The sequence below is a fragment of the Imperialibacter roseus genome (assembly GCF_032999765.1).
Lineage (GTDB): Bacteria > Bacteroidota > Bacteroidia > Cytophagales > Cyclobacteriaceae > Imperialibacter > Imperialibacter roseus.
The window spans coordinates 4,024,641-4,049,284 of record NZ_CP136051.1; the positions used below are offsets into that span (position 1 = coordinate 4,024,641).

The 24,644-nt window shown below is 45.7% G+C and carries 18 protein-coding genes; 7 read left to right on the forward strand and 11 right to left on the reverse strand.

The features are described from left to right. Positions 1–68: 68 nt before the first annotated feature. The 5 genes from RT717_RS16880 to RT717_RS16900 all read left to right on the forward strand — a co-directional run bounded on the left by RT717_RS16880 (position 69) and on the right by RT717_RS16900 (position 6,218). Positions 69–767: an SOS response-associated peptidase gene (locus tag RT717_RS16880; protein WP_317487558.1), complete on the forward strand. Its 699-nt coding sequence runs from the start codon at positions 69–71 to the stop codon at positions 765–767. Positions 768–877: 110 nt separating this feature from the next. Beyond that, on the forward strand, positions 878–2,926 hold the full coding sequence (locus RT717_RS16885; RefSeq protein ID WP_317487559.1) for an OmpA family protein: 2,049 nt from the start codon (positions 878–880) through the stop codon (positions 2,924–2,926). A gap of 52 nt (positions 2,927–2,978) precedes the next feature. Beyond that, positions 2,979–3,986 (forward strand): 3-oxoacyl-ACP synthase III family protein, encoded by a 1,008-nt coding sequence (locus RT717_RS16890; RefSeq protein ID WP_317487560.1) that lies wholly within the window; start codon positions 2,979–2,981, stop codon positions 3,984–3,986. Further along, positions 3,980–4,585 carry a hypothetical protein gene (locus RT717_RS16895; RefSeq protein WP_317487561.1) on the forward strand — a complete coding sequence of 202 codons (606 nt, stop codon included), beginning with the start codon at positions 3,980–3,982 and terminating at the stop codon, positions 4,583–4,585. The genes RT717_RS16890 and RT717_RS16895 overlap by 7 nt, the downstream gene beginning before the upstream one ends. Positions 4,586–4,730: 145 nt before the next feature. Then, positions 4,731–6,218, forward strand: a complete 1,488-nt coding sequence (locus tag RT717_RS16900; RefSeq protein WP_317487562.1) for a toxin-antitoxin system YwqK family antitoxin — start codon at positions 4,731–4,733, stop codon at positions 6,216–6,218. Between the two features lie 69 nt (positions 6,219–6,287). On the opposite strand, the gene RT717_RS16905 is transcribed toward RT717_RS16900, so the two are convergent. The 5 genes from RT717_RS16905 to RT717_RS16925 all read right to left on the reverse strand — a co-directional run bounded on the left by RT717_RS16905 (position 6,288) and on the right by RT717_RS16925 (position 14,657). Then, complete coding sequence (locus RT717_RS16905) at positions 6,288–7,409, reverse strand: DUF4249 domain-containing protein (RefSeq protein ID WP_317487563.1); 1,122 nt, start codon at positions 7,407–7,409, stop codon at positions 6,288–6,290. A gap of 6 nt (positions 7,410–7,415) precedes the next feature. Then, on the reverse strand, positions 7,416–8,540 hold the full coding sequence (locus RT717_RS16910) for a DUF4249 domain-containing protein (RefSeq protein ID WP_317487564.1): 1,125 nt from the start codon (positions 8,538–8,540) through the stop codon (positions 7,416–7,418). Beyond that, positions 8,540–10,945: a TonB-dependent receptor gene (locus tag RT717_RS16915; protein WP_317487565.1), complete on the reverse strand. Its 2,406-nt coding sequence runs from the start codon at positions 10,943–10,945 to the stop codon at positions 8,540–8,542. Before RT717_RS16915 ends, RT717_RS16910 begins: the two co-directional genes overlap by 1 nt. A gap of 200 nt (positions 10,946–11,145) precedes the next feature. Continuing rightward, positions 11,146–12,237: a DUF4249 domain-containing protein gene (locus tag RT717_RS16920; RefSeq protein WP_317487566.1), complete on the reverse strand. Its 1,092-nt coding sequence runs from the start codon at positions 12,235–12,237 to the stop codon at positions 11,146–11,148. A gap of 5 nt (positions 12,238–12,242) precedes the next feature. After that, on the reverse strand, positions 12,243–14,657 hold the full coding sequence (locus RT717_RS16925; RefSeq protein WP_317487567.1) for a TonB-dependent receptor: 2,415 nt from the start codon (positions 14,655–14,657) through the stop codon (positions 12,243–12,245). Between the two features lie 194 nt (positions 14,658–14,851). Here RT717_RS16925 and RT717_RS16930 point away from each other — a divergent pair, with 194 nt between their 5' ends. After that, positions 14,852–15,025, forward strand: coding sequence for a Lacal_2735 family protein (locus RT717_RS16930; RefSeq protein ID WP_317487568.1), 174 nt, complete (start codon positions 14,852–14,854; stop codon positions 15,023–15,025). Position 15,026: 1 nt separating this feature from the next. Here the strand turns inward: RT717_RS16930 and RT717_RS16935 are convergent, their stop codons facing one another. From RT717_RS16935 to RT717_RS16945, 3 genes are all read right to left on the reverse strand, one after another. Beyond that, the gene (locus RT717_RS16935; protein ID WP_317487569.1) at positions 15,027–16,094 is read right to left on the reverse strand and encodes a DUF6340 family protein; all 1,068 of its coding nucleotides are present in this window, start codon (positions 16,092–16,094) and stop codon (positions 15,027–15,029) included. A gap of 66 nt (positions 16,095–16,160) precedes the next feature. Beyond that, positions 16,161–16,940, reverse strand: a complete 780-nt coding sequence (locus RT717_RS16940) for an alpha/beta fold hydrolase (RefSeq protein ID WP_317487570.1) — start codon at positions 16,938–16,940, stop codon at positions 16,161–16,163. 98 nt (positions 16,941–17,038) lie between these two features. Continuing rightward, the gene (locus RT717_RS16945; RefSeq protein WP_317487571.1) at positions 17,039–19,198 is read right to left on the reverse strand and encodes a glutamine synthetase III family protein; all 2,160 of its coding nucleotides are present in this window, start codon (positions 19,196–19,198) and stop codon (positions 17,039–17,041) included. 171 nt (positions 19,199–19,369) lie between these two features. On the opposite strand from RT717_RS16945, the gene RT717_RS16950 reads away from it, so the two are divergent. Continuing rightward, complete coding sequence (locus tag RT717_RS16950; RefSeq protein WP_317487572.1) at positions 19,370–20,086, forward strand: RsmE family RNA methyltransferase; 717 nt, start codon at positions 19,370–19,372, stop codon at positions 20,084–20,086. 54 nt (positions 20,087–20,140) lie between these two features. Here RT717_RS16950 and RT717_RS16955 read toward each other — a convergent pair whose 3' ends face one another. The 3 genes from RT717_RS16955 to RT717_RS16965 all read right to left on the reverse strand — a co-directional run bounded on the left by RT717_RS16955 (position 20,141) and on the right by RT717_RS16965 (position 24,346). Further along, positions 20,141–21,208, reverse strand: a complete 1,068-nt coding sequence (locus RT717_RS16955) for an outer membrane beta-barrel protein (RefSeq protein WP_317487573.1) — start codon at positions 21,206–21,208, stop codon at positions 20,141–20,143. A 108-nt stretch (positions 21,209–21,316) separates the two neighbouring features. Further along, entirely contained in the window at positions 21,317–22,603 is a 1,287-nt protein-coding gene (locus tag RT717_RS16960; protein ID WP_394854137.1) for an ammonium transporter, read from the reverse strand. 732 nt (positions 22,604–23,335) lie between these two features. Continuing rightward, complete coding sequence (locus RT717_RS16965) at positions 23,336–24,346, reverse strand: glutamine synthetase beta-grasp domain-containing protein (RefSeq protein WP_317487575.1); 1,011 nt, start codon at positions 24,344–24,346, stop codon at positions 23,336–23,338. Positions 24,347–24,644: the final 298 nt, after the last annotated feature.

A 24,644-nucleotide genomic window follows, 5' to 3' on the forward strand; every position in this document is an offset into this window, starting at 1 on the left:
ACTCACAGTCAGTGTTACGGTCGTATTTTTACGGCAAATTAGATAGCTTTGGGAAAACCAATCATTGAATGAGTTCACGCTATACGTTGAGTAAGCCACCTGAAGAAGTTGCCAGGCGATTTAAAGCTGATGTAACAGACTCATATGAGCCAAGGTTTAATATAGCGCCGACACAGCTCGCCCCAGTTATTACCAGCGACTCACCGAAGGGGTTTTCGTTTTTTTACTGGGGACTGATCTCGAAATGGGCCAACAATAAAAGCATCAGTGAAAGGCTCTACATCACAAGAGCAGAACAGATTCCCGAGAAAGCAAGTGCAAAAACCGCTCTGATGGAGCGCCGGTGCTTGATACCAGCTGATGGGTTTTACGATTGGAAAAAAGTGAGCAAAAAAGGACAGGTGCCCTACTACTTTTTTGAAAAGCAGCACCAGCCTTTTGCAATGGCAGGTCTTTGGGAGGAGTTTGAAGATGATGAAGGAGAGCAAATGCATTCGTTTACATTAATTACTTGTGCTGCTAACCAACTGGTATCGGAAGCCAGTGACCGGATGCCTGTAATGATTGAGAAATCCCGTGAAAGTGCCTGGCTCAACAAAGCTACGCCATTCGAGGAGCTGGTGAGCATGCTAACCCCCTTTCCGGCACTGCAAATGCAGCGCCATCCTGTGTCATCAAGAGTTAATAATATAAAGTATGATGCGCCTGATTTGATCTTGCCGGCTGCGCCTTCGGATCAGTTCGGCAACTATACACTCTTTGACTAATTGACGATTTATCATTATCCTGAGACAATTTGTATCTTGAACAAGTTCGTATTCATAGCGTTTTGCAGAAGTATCAACCAACCCGATTTCTATTGTATTTGTATACCAGCATGAAAAATTCGACCTATTTACGCATTACTTCACTAGCCCTCCTTGCAGTGGGTGTCCTGCTTCCCTACGCAGGCTCCTCACAAGGCAAGCACAGCACGTATGTGAGAGCAGAGGATTCTTTTTATGATGAGGAGTTAGAAACCGCCTTCCTGTTGTTCAACGAATACCTGACTGGATCACCCGACGATAGAAAGGCCCAGTACTACGCCGAGATTTGCTCACTACTCACCTACTACCCCGCCAAACCACTCGATAAATTTCTTCAGTTTGAAGCTACCCTGGGTACCAGCGACAAATTTTTCTATTACTGGGCTGGAAGGATCTATGCAGCACGGTACGACTATGGTGCGGCCATAGAAGCCTGGCAGAAATTCCTCGACCTGAAGGCTTACAAAAGCAAAGTAATTACCGACGAAACAAAGGCGTTTATTGAAGACGCTATTGTTAAAAAATCTTTTATCGAGCATCCATCCACCTATTCAGTGCACCATTTGCCGGCACCTATCAATACGCTCAATTCTGAAGAGAACCCTATATTGTTTGACAATGAAAGTAAGCTGATGCTTGCGAGCATAGGCAACGACGAGAGTGTCCGCCGAAGAAAGCAAAGGTCAACTATTTACTTTTTTGAGCGGCAGGGGAAAAACAAATGGTCGGCACCAGTGAGCTACCCGGCTTTCAAAGAAATGAAAGGAAACATCGTCAACCTTCAGCTTTTCGACAACGAAACCAAACTTCTGCTTTACTACGAAGACAAGAAGGGTGATCTGTATCAATCGGAAAAAGTAAATGGTGTTTGGCAAAAGCCCAAGCCTTTGGAGCAGATAGATCGCTCGGGCATGCAGGTCAGCGGCTTTTTCACTTCCAATGGAGAGGTACTTGTTTATACGGCCGAATCAAAAAAGCCCGACAAAGACATCGACCTTTATATGGTGACAAGGCAGGGTGAAGGCCAATGGTCAGCCCCTACTGAGCTACAGGAACTCAACTCTCCGTTTGACGAAGACAGCCCTTACATTACACCAGACGGCTCCACCATCTATTTTAGCTCAAGAGGCCACTCGAGCATTGGAGGTTTCGACATATTCAAGTCGGCACGAAACCCTACTACAGGCAAGTGGGGAACTCCGGAAAACCTGGGGTATCCTATCAATACACCCGGCGATGAAATTTTCTTCAAGTTCAACAAAGACGGCAAAACTGGCTTCTTTAGTTCGGACAGGGCCGGAACAGTTGGCTTTCTCGATGCTTACCTGTTCGTAGAAGAAATCAAGATTCCAATGAAGGGCAGGGTAATCGCCAGCTCTACAAAGCAGCCTCTGGCAGGGGTGCTGGTGAAAGTAACGCCCGACAACCAGTACCTCAACACACTTTCGGCTGAAAGCAATCAGGACGGAGAGTTTGAGGTCTTGCTTACGTCAGGATTTGACCAAACATTCGACCTGACCTACATGGGTCTGCATGCTAAAACAGAGAGTATTTCAGTGGATCAGACCAGCCCCACCAACATACTGAACAAAGTTTTTGAGATCGACTTAACGGAAACCATCCTTGCTCAGCAAACCCATCAGCAGGGAGTCCAGCAAGGCAAATCAGCCGTTCCAACCAAAACGACTACAAAAGTTGCCAGTGCCAGCACAGAAACCACAGCCCCAATTTCCGAGTACACTGAGTTGGGTGACCTGGGAAAGAAATTCAGCAAAGGCAATAAGGCCATTTTGAGTAATATATACTTTGAGCCGGGATCTGATTATATCAGCTCTGCTTATACGCCCGAGCTTTTCGCACTTTTCAAGGTAATGAGTGAAAACCCTGAACTGAGAATTGAGATTGGCGGACACACCGACGCTCTGGAGGAAAAAACCAGTACACAGAATTTATCGAAACTCAGGGCCAGAGCAGTGGGCAGCTACCTGATGCAAAGAAGAATATCAGAGAATAGAATTAAGGAGGTGGGCTACGGAGCCACACAACCACTGGCGTCGAATGACAATGAAAAAGAAGGACGTGAGTTAAACCGCCGTATCGAAGTCCTTGTTATTGAATAGAACTTAAATTGTTTCGTTTATTATTCTTGTATAAATATAACTCAACACCCAAATGAGAGCAAGCAAGATAGCAGGCATTGGCCACTATGTGCCCGACAACGTAGTGACCAACAAAGACCTTGAAAAACTAATAGAAACCACTGACGAATGGATTCAGGAAAGAACCGGCATTAAAGAGCGCCGGTTTGTAGACCCAAAGTCGGATGAAGCTCCGTCAACCATGGGTACCAAGGCTGCCCGGATTGCCATCAAAAACGCCGGAATTACGCCCGACGATCTTGACTTCATCATTTTTGCCACGCTCAGCCCCGACTACTACTTCCCAGGCCCGGGTGTGATGGTGCAAGAGCAGCTTGGCATCAAAGAAATTGGTGCGCTTGACGTCCGAAATCAGTGTTCAGGGTTTGTTTATGCAGTTTCTATTGCCGATCAGTTTATCAAAACCGGAATGTATAACAACATCCTGGTGATAGGCTCCGAGCTCCATAGCAGCGGCCTCGACATGACCACCAGAGGGCGTGGCGTCTCAGTTATTTTCGGCGACGGAGCAGGTGCCGTGGTGATGCAGGCAGCCGACAAGCCAGGGCAGGGCATCCTGTCTACGCACCTTCATTCCGAAGGCAAGCATGCGAAGGAGCTGGCACTCATAGGCCCAAGCACCAAGCACTGGGTGGACAAACTAATCGTCGAAAATGACCCCGAAGACATCAGCTACTACCCCTACATGAATGGCAACTTTGTGTTCAAGCACGCTGTTACCCGCTTTGAAGAGGTGATCAATGAGGCACTGGACAAGAATGGCTTTAAGAGCACAGACATCAACCTTTTGATCCCGCACCAGGCCAACCTGCGCATCAGCCAGTTCATTCAAAAGAAAATGGGACTGTCGGACGACCAGGTATTCAACAACATCATGAAATATGGCAACACTACAGCCGCTTCCATTCCCATTGCAATGAGTGAAGCGTGGCAGGAAGGAAAAATAAAGGAAGGCGACTTAGTATGCCTCGCTGCATTTGGTAGCGGATTTACCTGGGCTTCTGCACTTATCAGATGGTAGAAGACGGGTTTTCCAAAGAAGAAATAGACCTGATGGGTGACAGCGAACTGCTGTTGACCAAACGAAAGGTAATTTCGAAGATGGCTGACCGGTTCTCTGCAGTAGAAGGAAAATTTAGGCAAATAATGCTGAGTGAAAGCAGCCTTCACTTACCACCCGACACCCTGGTAAAAGCTGGAAAGGTATCGAGAGGAGAAAATTACAAAGGTCTCCCCTATATTGTACTGGACTATCCACGGCTTATGACCCGTCACGATGTGCTCAATATCCGGCTGTTATTCTGGTGGGGGCATTACTTCACCCTGTCGCTTCACGTGGCCGGTGGGTTTTGGCAGGAAAGAAAACCAAACATTTTAAAGAATATTGGGGCACTTACTTTTGAAAAAATTCGTTTTCAAGTCGACGGTTCACCCTGGGAAAACGACATTTTCTCAGGTAATTTTCACGACTTAAACCCCTCCGACAGCGTGCAAACACTTTTAATTGAAAAATCCACCTTTTTGCGGCTCAGCTACTATTTACCTCTCCATGAGATCCCAAATCTCGATGAATTCGCTACCAAAGGTTTTAAAAAATTTATGTCTATTTTAAAGGATTGAATAATCTAGCATTGTTTTTGAATACCAAAGTAATCGGACAACAATCAAACCCCGGATGAATAAGCCCGCAAGCTATTTGTTGATATACTCCTTAAGCATTTTTTGTCTATCCTGCTTTTTGCTCCCCGGATTGAAGGCCCAAACGATGTCTTTTCCTGACACCGTTGCCACTTACAAAGGCGAGGTACAGAATGGTAAAAAGGAAGGCCTGTGGCTTTTTTACAGAGGCAATAACCAGCTGCTGGCAGAAGGTTTTTACAAAAATGATAAGAAAGACAGCCTTTGGTTTTTCTACAACACAGATGGCCGCCGCAACCAAATGGAGAGCTACAAGGGAGGTATTCTTAACGGCATCTATGCCAGTATTTATTCAAATGGGGAAATCAAGGAACGAGGCCGGTACAAAGATAGTCTGCGAACTGGCGACTGGGAAGGGTTCTATCGCTTTGGGCTTAAGCTTTACGAAGGCAAATACAACGAGGGCAAACGAGAAGGTCTTTGGAAAGAGTATTATGAAACAGGTAACCTGAAGTCCGCAGTGTTTTATGAGAATGATAAACTGGACGGTGAGGCCGAATTTTACGACGAATACGGACAATTGCAGTCCAAAGTAAATTACAAAGAAAATACGCTTCACGGCCCGGTTACGGAGTTTTATCCCGACGGAAGTGTGGCGCTTGAGGGAGTCTTCAAAATAGGAAAGAAAGACAGTGTTTGGGTAGAATACGACCCTTTCAAATTGATTTTAGCCAAAGAGAAATATAAAAATGGTTCGCTGGATGGAAAACAGTCGTACTACTACCCGAGTGGCAAACTGGAAAAGACGGAAGAATATGAGTTAGGCATAGCAACCGGCAACTGGCAGCAATACTACGAGAATGGTCAGCTCAAGTTGAATGTCAACTATAAGAATGGCCTAAAGGACGGCATCTATCAGGAGTTTTTTGCCCGGGGCAAAAAGAGCGTTGAAGGCAAATATGCCTACGACCTGAAGACCGGTACATGGACAAGCTTCTTTGAGAATGGCAACCTCTATTCCATTGGCGACTACCTGCGTGATCAGAAGACTGGCTTGTGGAAATACTTTTACGAAGCTGGCCCAATCGAAACCGAAGGCAAGTACAAAAATGACATGAGAGACGGCCAGTGGGTCAGTTACTATATTACAGGAGAAATATCTGCTATCGGTAGCTACAGGCTGGATTTGGAGGACGGCATTTGGGGCAGGTTTTACCAAAATGAGCAACTCATACAGGACGAAAACTGGGACAATGGCCGACTACTGGCAGTCAGCGAATACTTTACACCAAAAGGGGAGGTATTGCCTGGTGGCACCCTAAAAGACGGCTACGGCTCAAGGATAACTTACTATGAAGATGGTACCCTAAAGCTGGAAAGCTATTACAAAAACGGCTTTACCTCTGACATATGGAAGTACTACCACCCCAACGGCAAGCTGGCCTCTGAGGGGCAACTACTGAACTCCCAAAAACAAGGCACATGGAAATACTACCATGACAATGGCACTGTGGAATCGGAAGGAAAGTATTTGAATGATGAACGCATCGGTCTTTGGAAGTTTTACAACAGAAAAAACAGGATAACGAATCAGATCAATTATTCGAAAGAATAAAGCGGCGTTTTCCTAAAGCAACTATTGTAGACAACACCAAGTCAGGTTCTTTGCACACTTTTCCGTTAATCAATTGCTGGAAACAACTGGATAGTAAGTTGGTGCATCTTCCCAGTGGGCGGGTGTGACTCCCGTTCTGACACCCGCTACTTCTTGGCATTCCAGACAGCCGAATCTCATGTCCAGAATAATTTCCGATGACAGCTTTCTGTACGGATTGTCTGAAATACCGCTTCTGCTAAAATAAACGGACTTCATTTTTAGCCCTGACGCACCAAAAAAGCCATGCACTCTTTCTTCGGGATCGTTCACATTAAACAGGTTGCCCTTAATGGTGATCGGAGGCCTATCAAATACCCCACCCGAGTTGGTAGTTAGTTGCGCCACTTTTTGCCAGTATTCATACGCAGCCCTGCTAAGGGCATACTGCTCGGCTTCAACAAAATAAGGCAGGCGATCGTCATAAGGAAAAGTAAGCAAAGGCACTCTGGCTATTGTATTTCCATCCAACAGTTTGTCTGACCCGACATTAACGCATCCTGGGCAATTGGTGATACCAAAGCACCGGCTACAGCAATAGGTGCCGAACGTGATATAGCCCGCATCCGGGGCTCCTATTCTCCAAATTCTGCAATAATCCAGCCTCTCATAATTATTCCAGCGCCACAGATAGTAGTTCTCCTCATTTTCTGGGTCTTTGGTCTCCACGAAAACATCAAACTCACCTTGCAAAAACTCGCCTGAGATATCCCGGTACTCAGCGTACATGGTGTCTATCTCCGGCACTGCCGCCAGGTAGTCGGGCTTCGATTCGTAATTTTTTCCGTTAGCCAACTCTATCCTCACCGAATAGCTTCGCCCCACTTCGCCTCTGATTCCATCAGCTTTGGTCTCATAAGCGCCGCCCGCTGTATAAGTGAGTTGTTCTTCATTGCCCGCATCATCTTTGATAATGACCTTTGCATCGTAGATTGTAAAATCACTTTTAGCGTTGCCCGAAGTGTAAGTGGTACTGTAGCTTAGCTTTACCCTGTAAGGTCCTGGCTGGTCAGTAATGAGACCTTCGACCGTCAGTTTGGGGTTTTCATCGGTCAGTTCGGGGTCAAAGGGAGTTATGCAGCCGACCAGCAACAACAAGCTGAGCAGCTTCCATTTTGCATTTACTTTGCCTGGGCTAAATCGTTCCAACATACTACATCAATAAACAACTGGATAATAAGTAGGCGCATCGTCCCAATGAGCTGGGGTGATTCCAGTTCTTACTCCTGCCACCTCCTCACATTCCAGGCATCCGAATCTTTTGTCCTCAACGAAGTCGTCATACCAAAGCTTTTTGTAAGGATTTGCCGGAATACCCCTTCTACTAAAATAAACTGATTTTGTCTTTAGTCCCGATGCTCCGAAATAGCCAAGAACTCTCTCATCCGGGTCGGTAGCATTTGACAAATTTCCTTTTATTGTGATAGGGGGTTTGTCAAAAACTCCCCCTGAATTCGTAGTCAAGTGGTCTACCATTTGCCAGTACTCGTACGCTGCTTTACTCACCGAATACTGCTCTGCCTCAACGAAATAAGGCTTTCGATCGTCATATGGGAAAGTCAGCAACTGTACTCTTGATATCCTATTCCCATTCATAAGCTTATCAGCAGCCACATTTACACAACCCGGACAGTTGACAATGTCAAAGCAAATACCGCAACAAGGCACCGCATAAGTTACAAGCTTGAATGCGCCACTTCCCGTTGTATAGATCCTACAATAATCCAGTCGCTCAAAGTTATTCCACCTCCACAGATAGTAGTTCTCTTCATCTTTCGGATCTTTGGTCTCGACGAAAACGTCAAACTCCCCTTGCAAAAATTCGCCGGAAATATCCCGGTACTCAGCGTATATGGTGTCGATGGGTGGAACAGCTGGCAGCATCTCCGGCACAGACTCATAAACCTTTCCATCGGATAGCTCTATTTGTACCGAATAGCTCCGCCCAACTTCTCCTCGTATTCCATCAGCTTTCGTTTCATACGTGCCTCCCTTCGTATAGGTAAGTTGTTCCTCATTCCCCACATCGTCTTTGATGATTACTTTAGCATCATAAATCGTAAAGTCACTTTTAGCGTTGCCTGAAGTATAAGTGGTGCTGTAGCTTAGCTTCACCCTGTAAGGGCCTGGCTGGTCAGTAATCAGACCCTCTACTGTTAATTTTGGCTCTTCGTCGGTCAATTCAGGATCAAATGGGGTAATGCAAGTGGTGAGCACAACAAGACACACAGTCAACACACCTGTCAATCTATTTCTATACAAAGTCAGGCTTCTTGATCCCATCAAAAAGTAAAGTTGTAGGTGATTGACGGAAAAATGGAGCCAAAAATAGAGAGCTTATAGACGTCAGCATGGACATAGTAAAGCTGATTATTAGGCTTGAAAAAAATCGAATAGGCATTTTTTCGGGCATAGACATTATAGATAGAAAATACCCAGCTCCCCTTCCACTTTGCTTGCCTGCTTGGTTTATCGTCTATTGTCATAGCCAAATCCAGCCTATGATAATCGGGAATGCGAAACTGGTTGCGGTTCTCATAATAAGGCACATACGCTCCATGGTAGTAGTACTTGTCCAACGGATAGGTCGTCGGTCGGCCGGAACTATAGGTGAAATTCGCTGAAAAGCTCACCCTGGCACTTTGCTTAAATATGGCTGATAGGTTCAGTATATGAGGCTTGTTGAAATTCGTCGGGTAGTAGTTACCGTTACTAATTTGCTCCTCAATAAAATCAGTCTTCGTCCTGATTCTTGCCTGCGAGTAGGTGTAACTTAGCCAGCCGGTCAGCCTTCCCATGTTCTTCTTCGCCTGAAGCTCTACACCATAAGCAAAGCCATTTCCATGAAGAATGGCAGTTTCCAAGGCCGGGTTCAGCAGCAGGTCAGCACCATCTTTATAGTCGCTTAGGTTTTGGGTGGTTTTGTAAAAAGCCTCTGCCGATAGCTCATACACATTCTCTCTGAGGTTCTTGAAATAGCCCACTGACACCTGATCGGCGATGATGGGCTTGGAGTAGGGATTGCTCAGTTGCCACCTGTCGATGGGCATTGAGGCAGTGGTATTGGAAATAATCTGCAAATATTGCCGCATCCTGTTGTAACCCAGCTTGACAGACGCTGTCGGGTTAAGGCTGTATTTTAATGACAGCCTGGGCTCTGCGCCACCATAGCTATTGATCCTTTCTCCCTTTGAATAGTGTGTGGTATCCACCATTGACTCATGCGAGTAAGGTACGCCAGGCTGATAAGAATACACATCCCGGTCACCCATGTTTTGGAAATAGGAATACCGAAGACCAGCCATTACAGTCAGCTTTGTGTTAACGATGAGTTCATCGCTTGCGAACCCCGCCAGTTCCAGTCCATACTCATTTTGCAGCAGCTGCTCGTTGATGTTCGATTCGCTGCTGGTGGGTTGCAGATGCCCCGGTTCCAGAATGTATTGGGTGCCGGCACCGCCAAACATAATGGTATGGCTGCCTTTCAACCAGCTAAAGTCGGCTTTTGCTTTTCGGTACTTTATGGCCGACGGCAACTCAAAGCCCACAGCCGGAACGAGGCTGGAAATCGACGCATTGTAGTCGCTATAAACACCAACTACGTTCGCTATGAAGTCGGGAGAAAAAGCATGATCCCACCTAACGGTAGCATTGGTAGTTTCCCAGTCGTATTGAGAGGATGTAGCGTTGACCTCCAGTGCAGAGAGTGAGTCAGAAGCCAGCTTAAACCTGTCCACCGATCGATACAATGACAGCTGGATTTTATTGTCATCATCAACTTGATAAAGCACCTTGGCCGTTACATCATAAAAGTTAGCCCTGGTGTCCTGAATTGCTTTGTTGGGAGCAAGTTTGAAAATGTAGTTCGGAAAAGAAGCCCTGCCTCCCAGCAGGAAGCTTACTTTCTTATTGACAGGCCCTTCTAGCAAAAGACGGTTGGCTATGATCCCAACCCCACCCTGCGCTTTTATTTGATCGGTTTCTGGCGTTCTTATTTTTATGTCCAGTACAGAAGAGGCCCTGCCTCCGTACTGTGCCGGAATCGCCCCTCTGTAAAAGGAGATATCTCTTACAACGTCCGGATTAAACACCGAAAACAGCCCCATCAGGTGAGAACTATTAAAAACCGGTGCATCGTCGAGCAATATCAGGTTTTGGTCAATATTTCCTCCTCTTACATTAATACCTGTTGTTCCCTCCCCTACCGTTGTCACGCCCGGAAGCATGAGCAGGCTCTTCATCACGTCCACTTCCCCCATAAAAGTCGGCATTTTCTCAATCGTCTTCATCGACATCTTGCTAACGCCAAGCTCCACACTCGATATATTATGGTCTTCCGCCTGACCACTTACACTCACTTCCTGCAGCAGTTGAGACGACTCATCCAGGTCAATATTGATGGTCATGGCACGATGAACAGGCACATTGCGTCTTTTGCTCTCGAAACCAACAGAAGAAAACTCAACAGCATGCACTCCCTGTGGTAAGAACATGATGAAATACCCGGCTGAGTCAGTTACTACACCTGTCGAAAGGTTAGTCACGTAGACGTTTACACCTTCTAAAGGAGCGCCTGAAACGCTATTTTTAACAGTGCCACTAAAGGGGAAATTTTGAGCAACTGATAGAAAGGACGTCAACACCGACAATAAGACACAAGCCAGAAGCACCTTCAAGAGGTTTCTCATTTGTATTGCATAAAAGTAGTAGATCCTTACCCTAAAATAGAGAACAACTCTGCTTCAAAACTCCCTATATTTTGAGAATAAAGAAATCAATTACAAGATGTTACTCTATTTAAAGGCAGTAATTTTCCACAATGGGTAAGTGCAAAATATAAGCCTTTCCGAGTATTACGGCAACATTGGAACAGGCCTATTCTATCGCTTCAATACGTCGGCGCATTATCCCACTCTGATGGCTTTCTTCCGGTTCTGTAAATCGATTCTTCACATTCCTGGCAGCCCCGTGTGTCAATATTGTAGAGAGGTGTTGAGCTATAAGGAAACGAAGGAATATTGTCTCTCCTAAAGTACACTGCCTTTACTTTTACTGAGGAAGCACCAAAATACCCCAACACCTGCTCATCGGGGTCGGCCACATTGAAAAGGTTTCCTTTTACGGTCACAGGCGGCTTGTCGAAAACACCACCGGCATTGTTGATCAGGTCGCTGGCTGTTTTCCAAAACTTGTAGGCCGACTCCGTCAGTGAATACTGCTCAGCCTGCAAATAGTAAGGCTCCCGGCTGTCGTACTCAAACGACATCAAGGGCACTCTGCTGATCCTCCCGCCGTTCACCAGTGCGTCCGACCCAATATTGACACAACCGGCACAAGCTTCAATTTCGAAACATTCGTCGCAGCAGTACCTGGCATACCATGTCGGCGGAGAAGGGAAGTTCTGAATGTATGTCAGACAGTAGTCAAGTCTTTTGTAGTGCTTCCACTTCCACAGGTAATAGTTCTCCTCTTCTGCCGGATCGGTGGCATCGAGGTAAACATCAAACTCACCCTGCACAAATTCCCCGGTCACGTCCCTGTACTCAGCATACAATGTATCGATTTCCGGCGCATGGGGCATCAGCTCCGGGTATGACTCATAGGCCTTACCATTGGAAAGTTCAACCCTCAGCGTGTAGTATCTGCCAGCCACACCTTGAATACCATCGGCTGCGGTCACATAAGTGCCTGCGTTGCCGCTGTAGGTCAGCTCTTCCTCGTTGCCCTCGCTGTCGCTAATGAAGACTTTTGCGTCTCTGATTGTATTCTCATTTTTCTTATCACCGCTGGTGTACGATGTACTGTAACTCAGTTTGATCGCATAAGGCCCCGCCAGGTCCGTCACCGTTCCTTCCACGCTCAGTTTGGGGTTTTCCTGAGTCAAATCAGGATCAAATGGGGTAATGCAGGATGCTAAAAAAAGGAGAAAACTTATGTAGAAAGCCTTAGGCATATGCTGTACAGTCATCAGATTCTTCATGGCTATCAAAAGGAGAAATTATAGGTGATGGAAGGGAAAATGGTGCCGAAAATAGACAACTTGTAGGCATTGGCCTGATTCACGGCAGCCTGATTGTTAGGCTTGAAAAATACTGAATAGGCATTCTTGCGTGCGTAAACATTGTAAATGGAGAATGTCCAGCTGCCCTGCCATTTGGTCTGCTTGGCCGGATCGGGCCCAACAGTCATTGCAAGATCCAGTCTGTGATAGTCCGGTATTTTGTACTGATTCCTGCTCACATAGTTCGGAATGAAAAGTCCGTATACATAGTACTTGTCGTCAGGGTATGTGACTGGCCTGCCCGTGCTGTAAGTGAAGTTCGCAGAGAAATTTACCCTGGCGCTTTCCTTCCACGTAGCAGACATATTTAGAATATGAGGCTTGTTGAAGTTTGTGGGATAGTACTCTCCCCCGCTTATCTCCTCTTCGTCGAAGTCGCCCTTTACCAGCTGACGTGCCTGCGAATAGGTATAACTTAGCCAACCTGTAAGCCTTCCCAAATTCTTTTTGGTTTGAAACTCCAGCCCATAAGCATAGCCGCTGCCGTGAAGTATAGCCGTTTCGAGCGCCTGGTTCAGCAATAACTCAGCGCCGTCCTTATAGTCGCTTACATTTTGTGTGGTTTTGTAAAACACCTCCGCCGAGACTTCATACTCATTACTGTTGAGGTTCTTGAAATAACCAACAGATAACTGATCAGCTATGATAGGCTTTGAATAAGAGTTGCTCAGCTGCCACCTGTCTATCGGCAAAGCGGCTGTGGTATTGGAAACCAACTGCAGGTATTGGCGCATTTTGTTGTATCCAATCTTAACGGAACTGCTTGGGTTCAGGCTGTATTTAAAAGAAAACCGGGGCTCGGCTCCATGATAGCTTGCGATCTTTTCGCCTTTGCTAAAAAACGTTGTGTCGGTAATGGTCTTTAGCGAATATGGTTGAGTGGGGTCATAAGAGTATACATTTCTCTCTCCTACGCTATGAAAGTAGGAATACCTGAGCCCAAGCATCAAAGTGATTTTGTCGTTGAAAATGATTTCATCGCTGGCAAATGCAGCCAGCTCGAGACCGTTTTCCTGCTGCAACAAAAGCTCATTGATATTCGACTGGTCGCTGTTAGGATCCAGGTGACCAGGGTCGATGATGTACTTGGTGGCAGCCGCACCAAACATCACCGAATGCCCTCCGGAGCTAAACCAACTAAAGTCAGATTTGAGCTTGCGGTACTTTACAGCCGAGGTCAGGTCAAAGCCGTTGGTAGGTTCGGGGCTCGATATGATCGCATTGTAGTCGCTGTACACACCAACGATATTGGCAATAAAGTTGTCCGTAAAGGCATGATCCCAACGGACGGTGGCGTTGGCTGTTTCCCAGGCAAACTGAGAAGAAGAAGCGTTAATTTCCACGGCCGACAGAGAATCGGATGCCAGCTTGAACCCATCATGCGCCCTGTAGAAAGACACCTGCAATTTGTTGTTGTTGTTCAGCTTGTACAACAGCTTGCCCGTAACATCATAAAAATTGGCTCTGGTGTCCTGAATGGACTTATTAGGGGAGATTTTGAGCAGATAATCAGAAAAAGAAGCCCTTCCACCTATCAGGAAGCTAAGCTTTTCACTTTTTCCAATCGGGCCTTCCAGCATCAGCCGGTTAGAAATAAGCCCAACCCCGCCCGCCAGTTTCAGCCTTTCAGTTTCAGGGTTTCTTATTTTGATGTCAAGTACCGACGACACCCGGCTTCCATACTGCGCAGGGATAGCCCCACGGTAAAAAGTAACGTCTCGCACCATGTCGGGATTAAACACTGAAAATAGGCCCATCAGGTGGGAGCTATTGAAAACAGGGGCATCGTCCAGCAAAATCAGGTTTTGGTCAATATTGCCCCCTCGCACATTCAGCCCAGTGGTGCCCTCACCCACCGTACTCACTCCGGGCAGCATCAGCAGGCTCTTCATTACATCCACTTCTCCCATGAAAGAAGGCATCTTTTCGATGGTCTTCATCGACATCTTACTCACCCCTATTTCCGAGCTGGAAATGTTATGATCCTCAGCCTGCCCGCTCACACTCACCTCTTGCAGCAGCTGCGACGACTCCTCGAGGTTCATGTTGATAGTAACCGTCCTGTTTAGGGCAATATTCCTTTTCTTCGACTCAAACCCCACATAAGTGAACTCCACAGCGTGCGTGCCCTGCGGCAAAAACATAGAAAAATATCCGGTTGAGTCAGTGATAACGCCTGTAGACAGGTTCGTAACATACACGTTAGCCCCCTCTATGGGTTCCCCTGTAACACTATTTTTGACGTAACCTTTGAACTGAAAATTCTGTGCAGAGAGCGAAAAAAAAGCACAAAAGAGCAGAATAAAAAGAGCCGGGAGAGCTCTTAGAAAGTTTCTCATTTAGTTTTCGATGTAGTAAAATCCAGTGGTAAAAATCTAATAACAGCTAAAGGTGTCGAGACCCTGAAAGTAGCGATTAATTTTTTCTCAAAAAAAGTGTGATTACCATTCCTTGGTGATAATATTTCGGCAAAATACCATCACTAAAAACATTATACCGATCATCCTGTTATATGATTTATAAATCACAAAACATGGCATTCGGATTCTTTAGAAAGAAAAGTGAAAAAGAAAAACTCATTGAAAAGCACAGAAAGCTGCTTGAAGAGTCGTTTAAACTCAGCAGTGTGAACCGTCGAAAATCGGACGAAAAAGTCGCCGAAGCCGAAGCGCTGATGCGTAAAATTGAAACCTTGCCCGAAAAGTAGATCAGTCCCTGACTCCCTGCTGTTGCAGCAGCTGATCATTGTATATCCTCTGGTTCAGGGTGCTATTGTATCCACGCCCTTTCTTGTTCTCGTATTTAACGTAAGATCTTGACGCCCATTCTTTGGCGCTATCAAAATCTCCCAGCACTTCGTAGGCCACGGCAATATTGTAGGCCAGCTTGCCCCCTTCTTTCCGCTTAATGCTTTGGCTAAGTCTGCCCCGCCAGGTGTCGATGGCACCCTGCCACTGCCCTACCTGAGCTTGTCGGGCACCCTGCCTCACTTCTGGCGTCTTTTTGGACTTAGCATAATAAAACCGGCTTAATTGCACTGGCATGGGGGCAATTTTGTAGGCATAGGTAGAGCCGGCCGTACGACTAACCTGCCTGGTCGCCTCTGTTTTTTGAATCAACTGCGACATGGCATCTTTCACATTGGCACCAGTAGCACTCCAATTATTAGAAGGGTTAAAGAGCTGCTGGTCTGCAATCGTTTTTTCAAGAGGGTCGTAAAGTCGAAAACCTATTTTTGCATTACCCACGCCTTCGGCAAAATACTCAACCACCTTCTCCTTTACCTTTTTACCATCTTTCTCTACTTCTTTTTCGACATCACGCTTCCCGTTGGTGACGATGAAGTCGGTATCAAAAATTTCGACGGCGATCACAGCATCAGCATCATAGTTCCGACAAAGACGCTCGATCACTGACCAGGAAATCGGATCAGGAAAAGCGCCCGTCATGCTGTTGCCTTTCAACGTTTCGCTGGCTCGCTTCAACTGGAACCTGGGGCTGGCCATCAGCTGTTGCTGAAAGGCATTCATCGCTTCCTGCACACCAGCTCTGTCTTCACCTGGCATCTCTCCGGTAAGCACTCCTTCCACAATACCGAGACCTTTCCTTTCAAACTCCGTCCTGTCGACCAATAAAATCGTGTTCACGTGCGAAGGAAAGGTAATCTCCGCAGGCCTCAGCGTATTGATATATACCGATTTGGTGCAGGAACTGGCAGCCAGGCCAATAGCCAGCAGAACCACAAAAAGCTCAAGGGTGTGTTTGGTTAGTCTCATAATATTCCAGTCTAAAGAAACGCTTCTCAATAAAGATACCAAAAATACTACATTCCCAAATTGCCGCTAAGGCAAAGCTTTGAGGTAGTTGATACCTTTTATGATCTCCTGGGGATGCGACCACGGGATAAAGTGATTGACGCCGCTTAGTAGTTGAATGTGAATAAGGCTGTCGGGCATGAATTTTCCGGGGTAGTAGGCATTTTCCATAGGCACAAGCGTGTCCTGGTCACCCTGTAGCATATAAACAGGCGTCTTTAAGCTTTTCCAGCCATCGGTCATCATCTCCAGCTCTTCCTTAAGGTCGATAATTTCTTCATTGGATACTACCAAACTTATGGGTGTAAAAGTGCGGACAACGAAGTTGCGTAGCAGTGGCCTGAACCATTCATCCGGCTCAAGTGCAGGGTCAATGGACGGAGCTACAAACAGCAGTCCCCTGACATTGTCAGGAAAGTCCATCGCCATTTGGGCGATTACCGGCCCTCCCAGCGAGTGTCCCACCAGGATAGCCTTTTTTTCAGGATATCTGTTGAGCACCTGATACAGGAACTCACTTTGCTTCTTCAGTGAAGGCTCGGCTCTTCCAAAATTAGAATGCCCAAACCCGGGCCTGTCTGGTGCAATCAGGTGAAAATTAGCAACAAGACTAGAATCCCTGAGAAAGTCAGCGAAGGCGCTCCAGGAACCCGGAGAACCATGAACGAACAGCACGAGAGGTTTCGTTTTATCGCCAGCTTCAGCATAGTTGACGGTTCGTCCGTCGAAAGGAAATGACACAATCCTGGGTTTTTGATACCCAGCGTAGTAGTCGTCCATTTCCCTTAGCGACATCCGAAATTCCATGCACCCACCAATAAAATGAGAAACCAGGACACAAGCTACGACGACAAAAAAGGCTTTCAGAATATTTTTCAACACTGTTTACACTAGAAAATGCTTACTTATTTCAGAAACAAAAGTTCCCTGTATTTCACAAGCGGCCAGTCCTCGTCGTCAATAAACAACTCAAGCTTATCAACAGAATACCTGATCTTATCAAAATACTTGTGCCTGATGTCATCACAATAGGCAATGGCTCTCTTCCTTGAATCGTCAATCTTGTTGATCTTCTTCCTTTCTTCGATCATCTCATTCACATTTTTGCGAAGGGCAGAAATGTGCTGACTTATTTCTTCAATATAGCTGATGATTTCCTTGTTGTCCACCCCAAGTTCCTTCAGGCCTTTTGCATTTTGAATGAGCTTATTCTGATAAGCAATGGCTGTTGGGATGATATGGTTCAGCGCCAGGTCTCCCATTACCCTGGAGTCGATCTGTGCCTTTTTGATGTAGTTCTCAATCATGATCTCATGACGAGCCTTCACCTCCTTTTCATTCAATATCTTGTTGGAACTGAATAGCTGAGTGGACTTGTCAGAAAGGTAAAAATCGAGGGCTCTTGGTGTGTCCCGCACATTGGAAAGGCCACGTTTCTCAGCTTCCTTCACCCACGCCTCCGAATAACCATCACCCTCAAATCTGATTGACTTCGATTCTTTGATATACTTTCTCAGGATCTCGATAATCGCCAGCCTGCGGTCTTTGCCTTTGTTGGTCAGCTTAGTTACTTCCGAATAGAACTTATTGAGCTGATCGGCCACAATGAGATTAAGCACCATCATCGGGTTCGACACATTCGACTCGCTGCCAACCGCCCTGAACTCAAACTTATTGCCAGTGAAAGCAAATGGCGACGTTCTGTTGCGGTCGGTATTGTCCATGATGATTTCTGGTATCTGATCAATACCCAGCTTCATATACAGATTATCACCTTTTTCAATTTTTACGTTCCCGTTTTTCTCCAGCTCGTCCAGCACATTACTCAACGTTTGCCCAATGAAAACAGAAATAATAGCTGGTGGAGCCTCATTAGCCCCTAACCTAAAGTCGTTGCCAAATGATGCAATGCTGGCCCTGAGCAAATCGGCATGCTCGTATACCGCTTTGATGGACACAACGAAGAAAGTCAGAAAAAGGAGGTTCTCCCTGGCACTGCTGGTGGGCTGAAGCAGATTCACCCCGGTATCGGTCATGAGCGACCAGTTGTTGTGTTTGCCGTTTCCGTTCACACCGGCAAATGGTTTTTCGTGCAGCAACACTTTAAGGTCATGCTTAAAAGCCACCCTATCCATAATGTCTCTGAGAAGCTGGTTGTGGTCGGTAGCCACGTTGGCTTCCTCGAACATGGGGGCTGCTTCAAACTGCGATGGAGCTACCTCATTGTGCCTGGTGCGGATGGGGATACCCAGCTTATGTGCCTCCACCTCAAACTCTTTCATGAACTCTTGCACCCTGGTGGGGATCGTCCCGAAGTAATGGTCGTCCAGCTGCTGACCACGGGCCGGATTGTGGCCAAACACCGTTCGGCCACACATCACCAGGTCAGGACGGGCATTGTAAAGGGCTCTATCCACTACAAAGTATTCTTGCTCCCAGCCAAGTGTGGGAGTCACGTTGGCCACTGCTCTGTCGAACAGCCGGCAAACTTTGGTAGAGGCCCTGTCGATAGCTTCGATGGCTTTCAGCAGCGGTGCTTTGTAATCGAGCGCCTCCCCTGTGAACGAAACAAATATGGTGGGAATACATAATGTGGTGTCCCAAATGAAAATGGGCGAGCTTGGATCCCAGGCTGTGTAGCCCCTTGCCTCGAATGTGCTTCTGATCCCCCCGCTTGGAAAGGAAGAAGCGTCTGGCTCCTGCTGAACAAGGGCGCTGCCTTTGAACTCTTCGATGCCTTTGGTGGAATCAAAAAATGTATCGTGCTTTTCGGCGGTGGCCCCTGTCAAAGGCTGAAACCAGTGTGTGTAGTGCGTCACCCCCCTGTTCATGGCCCAGGTTTTTACAGCGGCTGCCACTGCATCAGCCGTGTCTTTGTCCACCCGCTTACCATGGCTCACGTGCACCACTTTCTCAAACACCTCTGGTGCAAGTGCACTTCGCATTTGAGGTACCCCAAAAGCATTTTGACCGAAATAGTCAGATATTTTCAATGAGGGAAGCTTGAACTCCACTTTCTTTCTCATGCTAAGGGCCTCCAGTGCCTTAAACCTCAGTCTTGCCATTTTTCAGGGATATTTATGTATGTAAAAAACTGTTAGTGCGCTCATTTCTGCCAACTTCGAAATTAATCATTTTTTGATCCTGATGAACGATTTGACCAAATTACAGCCGTCGCATTGAATTCTTTGATGCTTAATTCCAGGCAATGTATTTTGCATCCCCAAGATAACACTATGCACATTTTCTATCATCCTCAAAAATCCTCCGTCAACGACATCGTTACACTCGACAGGGAAGAGTCGCAACATTGCCTGAAAGTACTAAGGCACAAGAAAGGCGACCAGGTTTATTTCACCAACGGAATGGGTGAGCGCTTTCTATGCCGAATTGTCAACGATCAACCGGGAGTTGCTCAACTGGAGGTATTGAGTGTGGAAAGTTTTTCCAGGCCTTATCACATTCACATTGCCATTGCACCAACAAAGCAGCCCGACAGAATTGAATGGTTTCTGGAAAAAGTGTGCGAGCTGGGTGTGGATGAAATCACATTTGTTGAATGCGAGCATTCGGTGCGAACCAAACTGAAGCTGGAAAGAGCAGAGAAAATCACCATCAGCGCATTGAAGCAATCTAAGAACTTCATTAAAGCAAAACTGAACGGTTTGGTTAAACTGGATGAATTAATACAAACAGCTCAAGAGGGAAGGCAAAACTTTGTAGCTATTGCCGACCAGCCCATAGAAAACTACCTGATAGCAAAAGTGAAGAAGCATTCCTCCTACTTGATATTGATCGGCCCCGAGGGAGACTTCTCAGCTGCCGAAATAGACCAGGCTATTTCCAAAGGCTTTTTGACTGTGAGCCTGGGAGAGTCAGTACTGAGAACTGAAACAGCTGGCATTGTGGCATGTCACTTATTGCATGTTGCCAACCAAATAGCAACCCCTTGAAACAATGAAAGCCCGCTTTCACGGGCCTTCTATTAACTGATATCACTAAATAATTTAGAAAGAATAGATTGCTGCAAATAGTAGCGAAGGCAATGACTTGCCTGCTTCACCGTCTTTGTTTACATAAGTGTCTTCTGAAGTAGCATCAATACGAACTTCAGGAATGAAAGTCAGTTTACCTACTGAAATGTTTCCGCTAAGCGTCAAATCGATAACACTACCGTCTCCATTAGTATCGTAACCGATAGGGCCAGCACCAATTCCGCCAAGGTAAGCACCTTTAACTGCGAAATACTCGCCACGAACGCCGATAGAGAAATTATCTGAAACACCAATTTGAGGATAAAGCGCAACACCTGAGAATCCAGCGCCATCGTCTTCAAGTACTGTGGCGTTCACACCAAGGAAGAAAGCATCTGAGATATCGAAACCAGCCGTAATATCACCCTGGAACAATTTTCCGCTGTAGTCACCATAACGTGAATTCAAGTAAATGCTTCCAAAGTCACCTGAGTAACCCAGTTGTAGTCCAGCAGTCAGGTGATTCCCAAAAGTGTTAGTTTCCAAAACATCTGTTGGGTTCATTACCGCTAGCATCAAGCTGAAATTATCAGAAAGGGCGAAATCTGCCTTCAAACCAGCCTGGTTGAAAGGTCCCCATGAGAACATGTAAGAAGTGGTATAGTTGAAGTTCGCTGTTGGAGAAATCACTTCATACCCAAGGTAGGTATTAAAGGCACCCATTGTCAGCTTCACTTTGTCACTTACATTCCAGTAGCCGTAAAGCTGATTGACAAATTGTAAGCCGGTTGGGGCACCAAAGGCTGCTTCCTGACCACGTGGGCCGAAAACAACGTTACCTACAAATCCTACCTTTCCAACTTCCTTAGAAACGATCAAATCAAGCATACCCATTGAAAAGCCGTTGCCATTGGCGAATGAAGTACCTGGGGCAGCACCTTCATAACCTGGCGCTGTTCTTACATAAGTGTCGATTGAACCGGAAATTGAAAGTGGAGCATCGTCTTCCTCTTCTTCCTGAGCAAAAGCGCTCACAGATAATGATAGTGTAAAAATGGTAGCGAATACGCCACGGAATAGTAATTTTGTAAAAGTGTTCATAAGCTTTAATCTGTTTTTTTAAAGTTTTTGGATAAGGCCTCTCTTGCTCGTTAGGTTGCCGCCGCAAGCAAGGAGGCCTCTTTTTTTATTGTGAGTTTCGATCGATTATCAATCAGGATAGATGATAGTGTAACCTCTGATACCATGCTCATGGCTATCAAGACCAGACTTCTCATGCTCTTCAGATACTCTGATACCAAATGTTTTCTTAAGAATGAAGAAGATCAGGAAGGCAGCAGTAAACGCAGCCAGACCACAGATAACTACTCCTTTAAGCTGAATCCAGAAAGTGTGCTCAGGATTTGTAGAGAACAGACCCACCGCAAGTGTGCCCCATATACCGCAAACAAGGTGAACAGAGACTGCACCCACTACGTCATCCAGTTTCAGTTTGTCAAGAAGTACAACTGAGTACACTACAGCGATACCAGCCACAAGACCTACAAAGAGTGCCCAACCCGGGTTAATCACATCAGCACCTGCCGTGATGCCTACAAGGCCAGCCAGGATACCATTTAGCATCATACCAATATCAAGTCTCTTGAACAGAAGGTAGCCACCGATGAAACCACCGATACCGCCAGTACAAGCTGCCAATGAAGTGGTAACCAGAACGAATGAAACCAGTCCGGGATCAGCAGACAACACAGAACCGCCGTTGAAACCAAACCAGCCCAGCCACAACATGAATACACCAATAACTGCAAGAGGCACACTGGCACCTGGCTTGTCGACCACTTTGCCGTCAACATACTTGCCAATACGAGGCCCGAGAAGTATAATACCAGCCAACGCTCCCCATCCACCTACAGAGTGAACAAGTGTAGAACCAGCAAAGTCATAAAAGCCCATGTCGTCAAGCGCACCACCGCCCCATTTCCATGAGCCGATTAATGGATACACAAGCCCCACATAGATAACAGTGAAAATCAAATAAGTCGAAATCTTGATACGCTCTGCAACGGCTCCAGATACTATAGTTGCAGCAGTAGCAGCGAACATGGCCTGAAACAAGAAGTCGGTCCAGTAGGTGTAGCCGCCATCTGCGTAGCCTGTTGTCACGTCAGCGTCTGCTGGAGAAAACCAGAACATTGACCAGCCGGCTCCATCAAAAGCAAACCAGCCAGGCACGTCAAATCCTGGGTACATAAGGAAGAATCCGCACACTGCATAGGTAAGAATCCCTATAATAGGTGTGATTGTGTTTTTGAATAGGATGTTGACCGTATTCTTTGCCTGAGAAAACCCAGTTTCTACCCCGGCAAATCCAAGGTGCATAATAAATACCAATGCAGTTGCCAGCATCATCCAAATGTTGTTGGATGTTAACAATACATCAGCAATCTGTGTGCTGTAATCCACAACTTCAGCTGCGGTTTCAGAGGCAACCACCATGGTAGCCTCGGCCACTTCAGCCACAGCACTGTCGACTGCCAAGGAGTCCTGAGCTGAGCTAACGTAAGCAAGAACGGGTGTAAAGACTTTCATCATACTACTACTTGTTAGTGTTAGGTTTAAATGTATTTGAATGAATAATTTTCAATAGTTAATGACTAGTGATTCAATTTTGACCCAATTTTATATCAAAAATTGCAAATCATTCATTTTTCAGTTCATTTTTTACCCAAGTAAAAGTCCATTTTTACATTTATTAAAATCATTGCTACTAATGTCACCCGTACGACCGCTGATTTTAACACATTCATAACAATAGAGGTTTTACATTATGATATATTCAAAAAATGGGTTATTTTTAAAAAAATCACATTAAACATGGTGCTTTATTGGCAATTTATCAAAATATTACCCGATGGAAACGATGCCTAAAACCGATCTGCTAATTGTCACACCCACAAATAATTATTTCGCCTGAAAACCAGTACATCTAGCTTTAGTTTCGAGCCCTGGAAGAATCTCAGAATATTAAGTGGTTAATATGCTTCAATTCAAAACTTCGACAACCAGAATAAAATGTCGGGGAATCAATCGGTAGAATCAATGCCATGGGAGCCAATGAGTGACCGCAAAAAAAAGCTTCACTGTGGTAGAAACCAGCCATGATGAGGCAAAAAAAAAGCCTCCTGAAATCAGGAGGCCATTATTCTAAAGGAAATAGGTATTGAAACCTTATTTCACAGTTTTAACAGTTTTGATAATTCTCGCTGCTACTTTGTAGGGATCTGCATTTGACGCTGGTCTTCTGTCTTCCAGGTAACCACTCCATCCATGAGTTGCGGTATAAACCGGAATACGAATGGAAGCACCTCTATCAGAAACACCATAAGAGAAATCATTGATAGAAGCAGTTTCATGCTTACCTGTCAAACGCTGATCGTTGTAAGCACCATATACCGCAATATGCTCCTTCACCACACCTCTGAAAGCCTCACAAACTTTCTCCACCTTCTCTCTGGAGCCAGCGGTTCTGAGGTAGGTATTAGAGAAGTTTGCGTGCATGCCTGAGCCATTCCAGTCAAGCTGACCAAGTGGCTTAGGATGGTACTCAATGTACAAGCCATACTTCTCAGAAAGTCTTTCCATAAGAAATCTTGCAACCCACACTTCATCTCCAGCCTGCGTGGCTCCTTTGGCAAAAATTTGCCATTCCCACTGACCTGCAGCAACTTCACCATTGGTTCCTTCAACATTTAGACCGGCGGCTAAACACAAATCAAGGTGCTCGTCCTTAAACTCTCTACCAAAGACGTTTTTGCCACCTACACCACAATAGTAAGGTCCCTGTGGAGCAGGATAGCCTCCAGCAGGGAATCCAACTGGCTTGCCAGTTTCAGGATCCATAAGGAAATACTCTTGCTCAAATCCGAACCAGAAATCGTCATCAGAATCATCAATCGTTGCTCTGCCGTTGGTAACATGAGCGGTTCCATCGGCATTGAGAACTTCGGTCATCACAAGGTATCCATTTTCAATAGCAGGATCAGGACAAACGAAGACAGGTTTTAATAAACAATCTGAGGAGCCGCCAAGAGCTTGCTCTGTTGAACTTCCATCAAATGACCACATCGGGGCGTCCTCAAGCTTACCGCTAAAACCATCAACGATTTTAGTTTTACTTCTTAAACTTTGAGTAGGCTTGTATCCGTCCAGCCAAATGTACTCTAGTTTGGATTTTGACATAATAGTTAAGTTTAATTTTGAACCAGTTACTAAGTGATTTGCAAAAAAACCTTTGATTTAAGGTGATTATCAAAGGCAATGTTACGGCAAAATTGAAATTTTTACAAAATTTGGTTAAATATTGTATATATGATAAAATATACACCATTCAGTTATGGAATTGTTAAATTTAAAGTAATTCAATCGTATGCAATTTCAAAATCAGAATTATCGCATCCAAGGCCTCTGTAAAACCTACTGTAAGAAGGGAATTAGCGGGTATTGTCAGAATAATATTCGGAGCTGTTAAAATACAAAA

Excerpts from the sequence above, each read along its gene's own strand:
- RT717_RS16880 (WP_317487558.1), top strand. The coding sequence starts at position 69 with ATGAGTTCACGCTATACGTTGAGTAAGCCACCTGAAGAAGTTGCCAGG.
- RT717_RS16885 (WP_317487559.1), top strand. The coding sequence starts at position 878 with ATGAAAAATTCGACCTATTTACGCATTACTTCACTAGCCCTCCTTGCA.
- RT717_RS16890 (WP_317487560.1), top strand. The coding sequence starts at position 2,979 with ATGAGAGCAAGCAAGATAGCAGGCATTGGCCACTATGTGCCCGACAAC.
- RT717_RS16895 (WP_317487561.1), top strand. The coding sequence starts at position 3,980 with ATGGTAGAAGACGGGTTTTCCAAAGAAGAAATAGACCTGATGGGTGAC.
- RT717_RS16900 (WP_317487562.1), top strand. The coding sequence starts at position 4,731 with ATGTCTTTTCCTGACACCGTTGCCACTTACAAAGGCGAGGTACAGAAT.
- RT717_RS16905 (WP_317487563.1), bottom strand. The coding sequence starts at position 7,409 with ATGTTGGAACGATTTAGCCCAGGCAAAGTAAATGCAAAATGGAAGCTG.
- RT717_RS16910 (WP_317487564.1), bottom strand. The coding sequence starts at position 8,540 with ATGGGATCAAGAAGCCTGACTTTGTATAGAAATAGATTGACAGGTGTG.
- RT717_RS16915 (WP_317487565.1), bottom strand. The coding sequence starts at position 10,945 with ATGAGAAACCTCTTGAAGGTGCTTCTGGCTTGTGTCTTATTGTCGGTG.
- RT717_RS16920 (WP_317487566.1), bottom strand. The coding sequence starts at position 12,237 with ATGAAGAATCTGATGACTGTACAGCATATGCCTAAGGCTTTCTACATA.
- RT717_RS16925 (WP_317487567.1), bottom strand. The coding sequence starts at position 14,657 with ATGAGAAACTTTCTAAGAGCTCTCCCGGCTCTTTTTATTCTGCTCTTT.
- RT717_RS16930 (WP_317487568.1), top strand. The coding sequence starts at position 14,852 with ATGGCATTCGGATTCTTTAGAAAGAAAAGTGAAAAAGAAAAACTCATT.
- RT717_RS16935 (WP_317487569.1), bottom strand. The coding sequence starts at position 16,094 with ATGAGACTAACCAAACACACCCTTGAGCTTTTTGTGGTTCTGCTGGCT.
- RT717_RS16940 (WP_317487570.1), bottom strand. The coding sequence starts at position 16,940 with ATGGAATTTCGGATGTCGCTAAGGGAAATGGACGACTACTACGCTGGG.
- RT717_RS16945 (WP_317487571.1), bottom strand. The coding sequence starts at position 19,198 with ATGGCAAGACTGAGGTTTAAGGCACTGGAGGCCCTTAGCATGAGAAAG.
- RT717_RS16950 (WP_317487572.1), top strand. The coding sequence starts at position 19,370 with ATGCACATTTTCTATCATCCTCAAAAATCCTCCGTCAACGACATCGTT.
- RT717_RS16955 (WP_317487573.1), bottom strand. The coding sequence starts at position 21,208 with ATGAACACTTTTACAAAATTACTATTCCGTGGCGTATTCGCTACCATT.
- RT717_RS16960 (WP_394854137.1), bottom strand. The coding sequence starts at position 22,603 with ATGGTGGTTGCCTCTGAAACCGCAGCTGAAGTTGTGGATTACAGCACA.
- RT717_RS16965 (WP_317487575.1), bottom strand. The coding sequence starts at position 24,346 with ATGTCAAAATCCAAACTAGAGTACATTTGGCTGGACGGATACAAGCCT.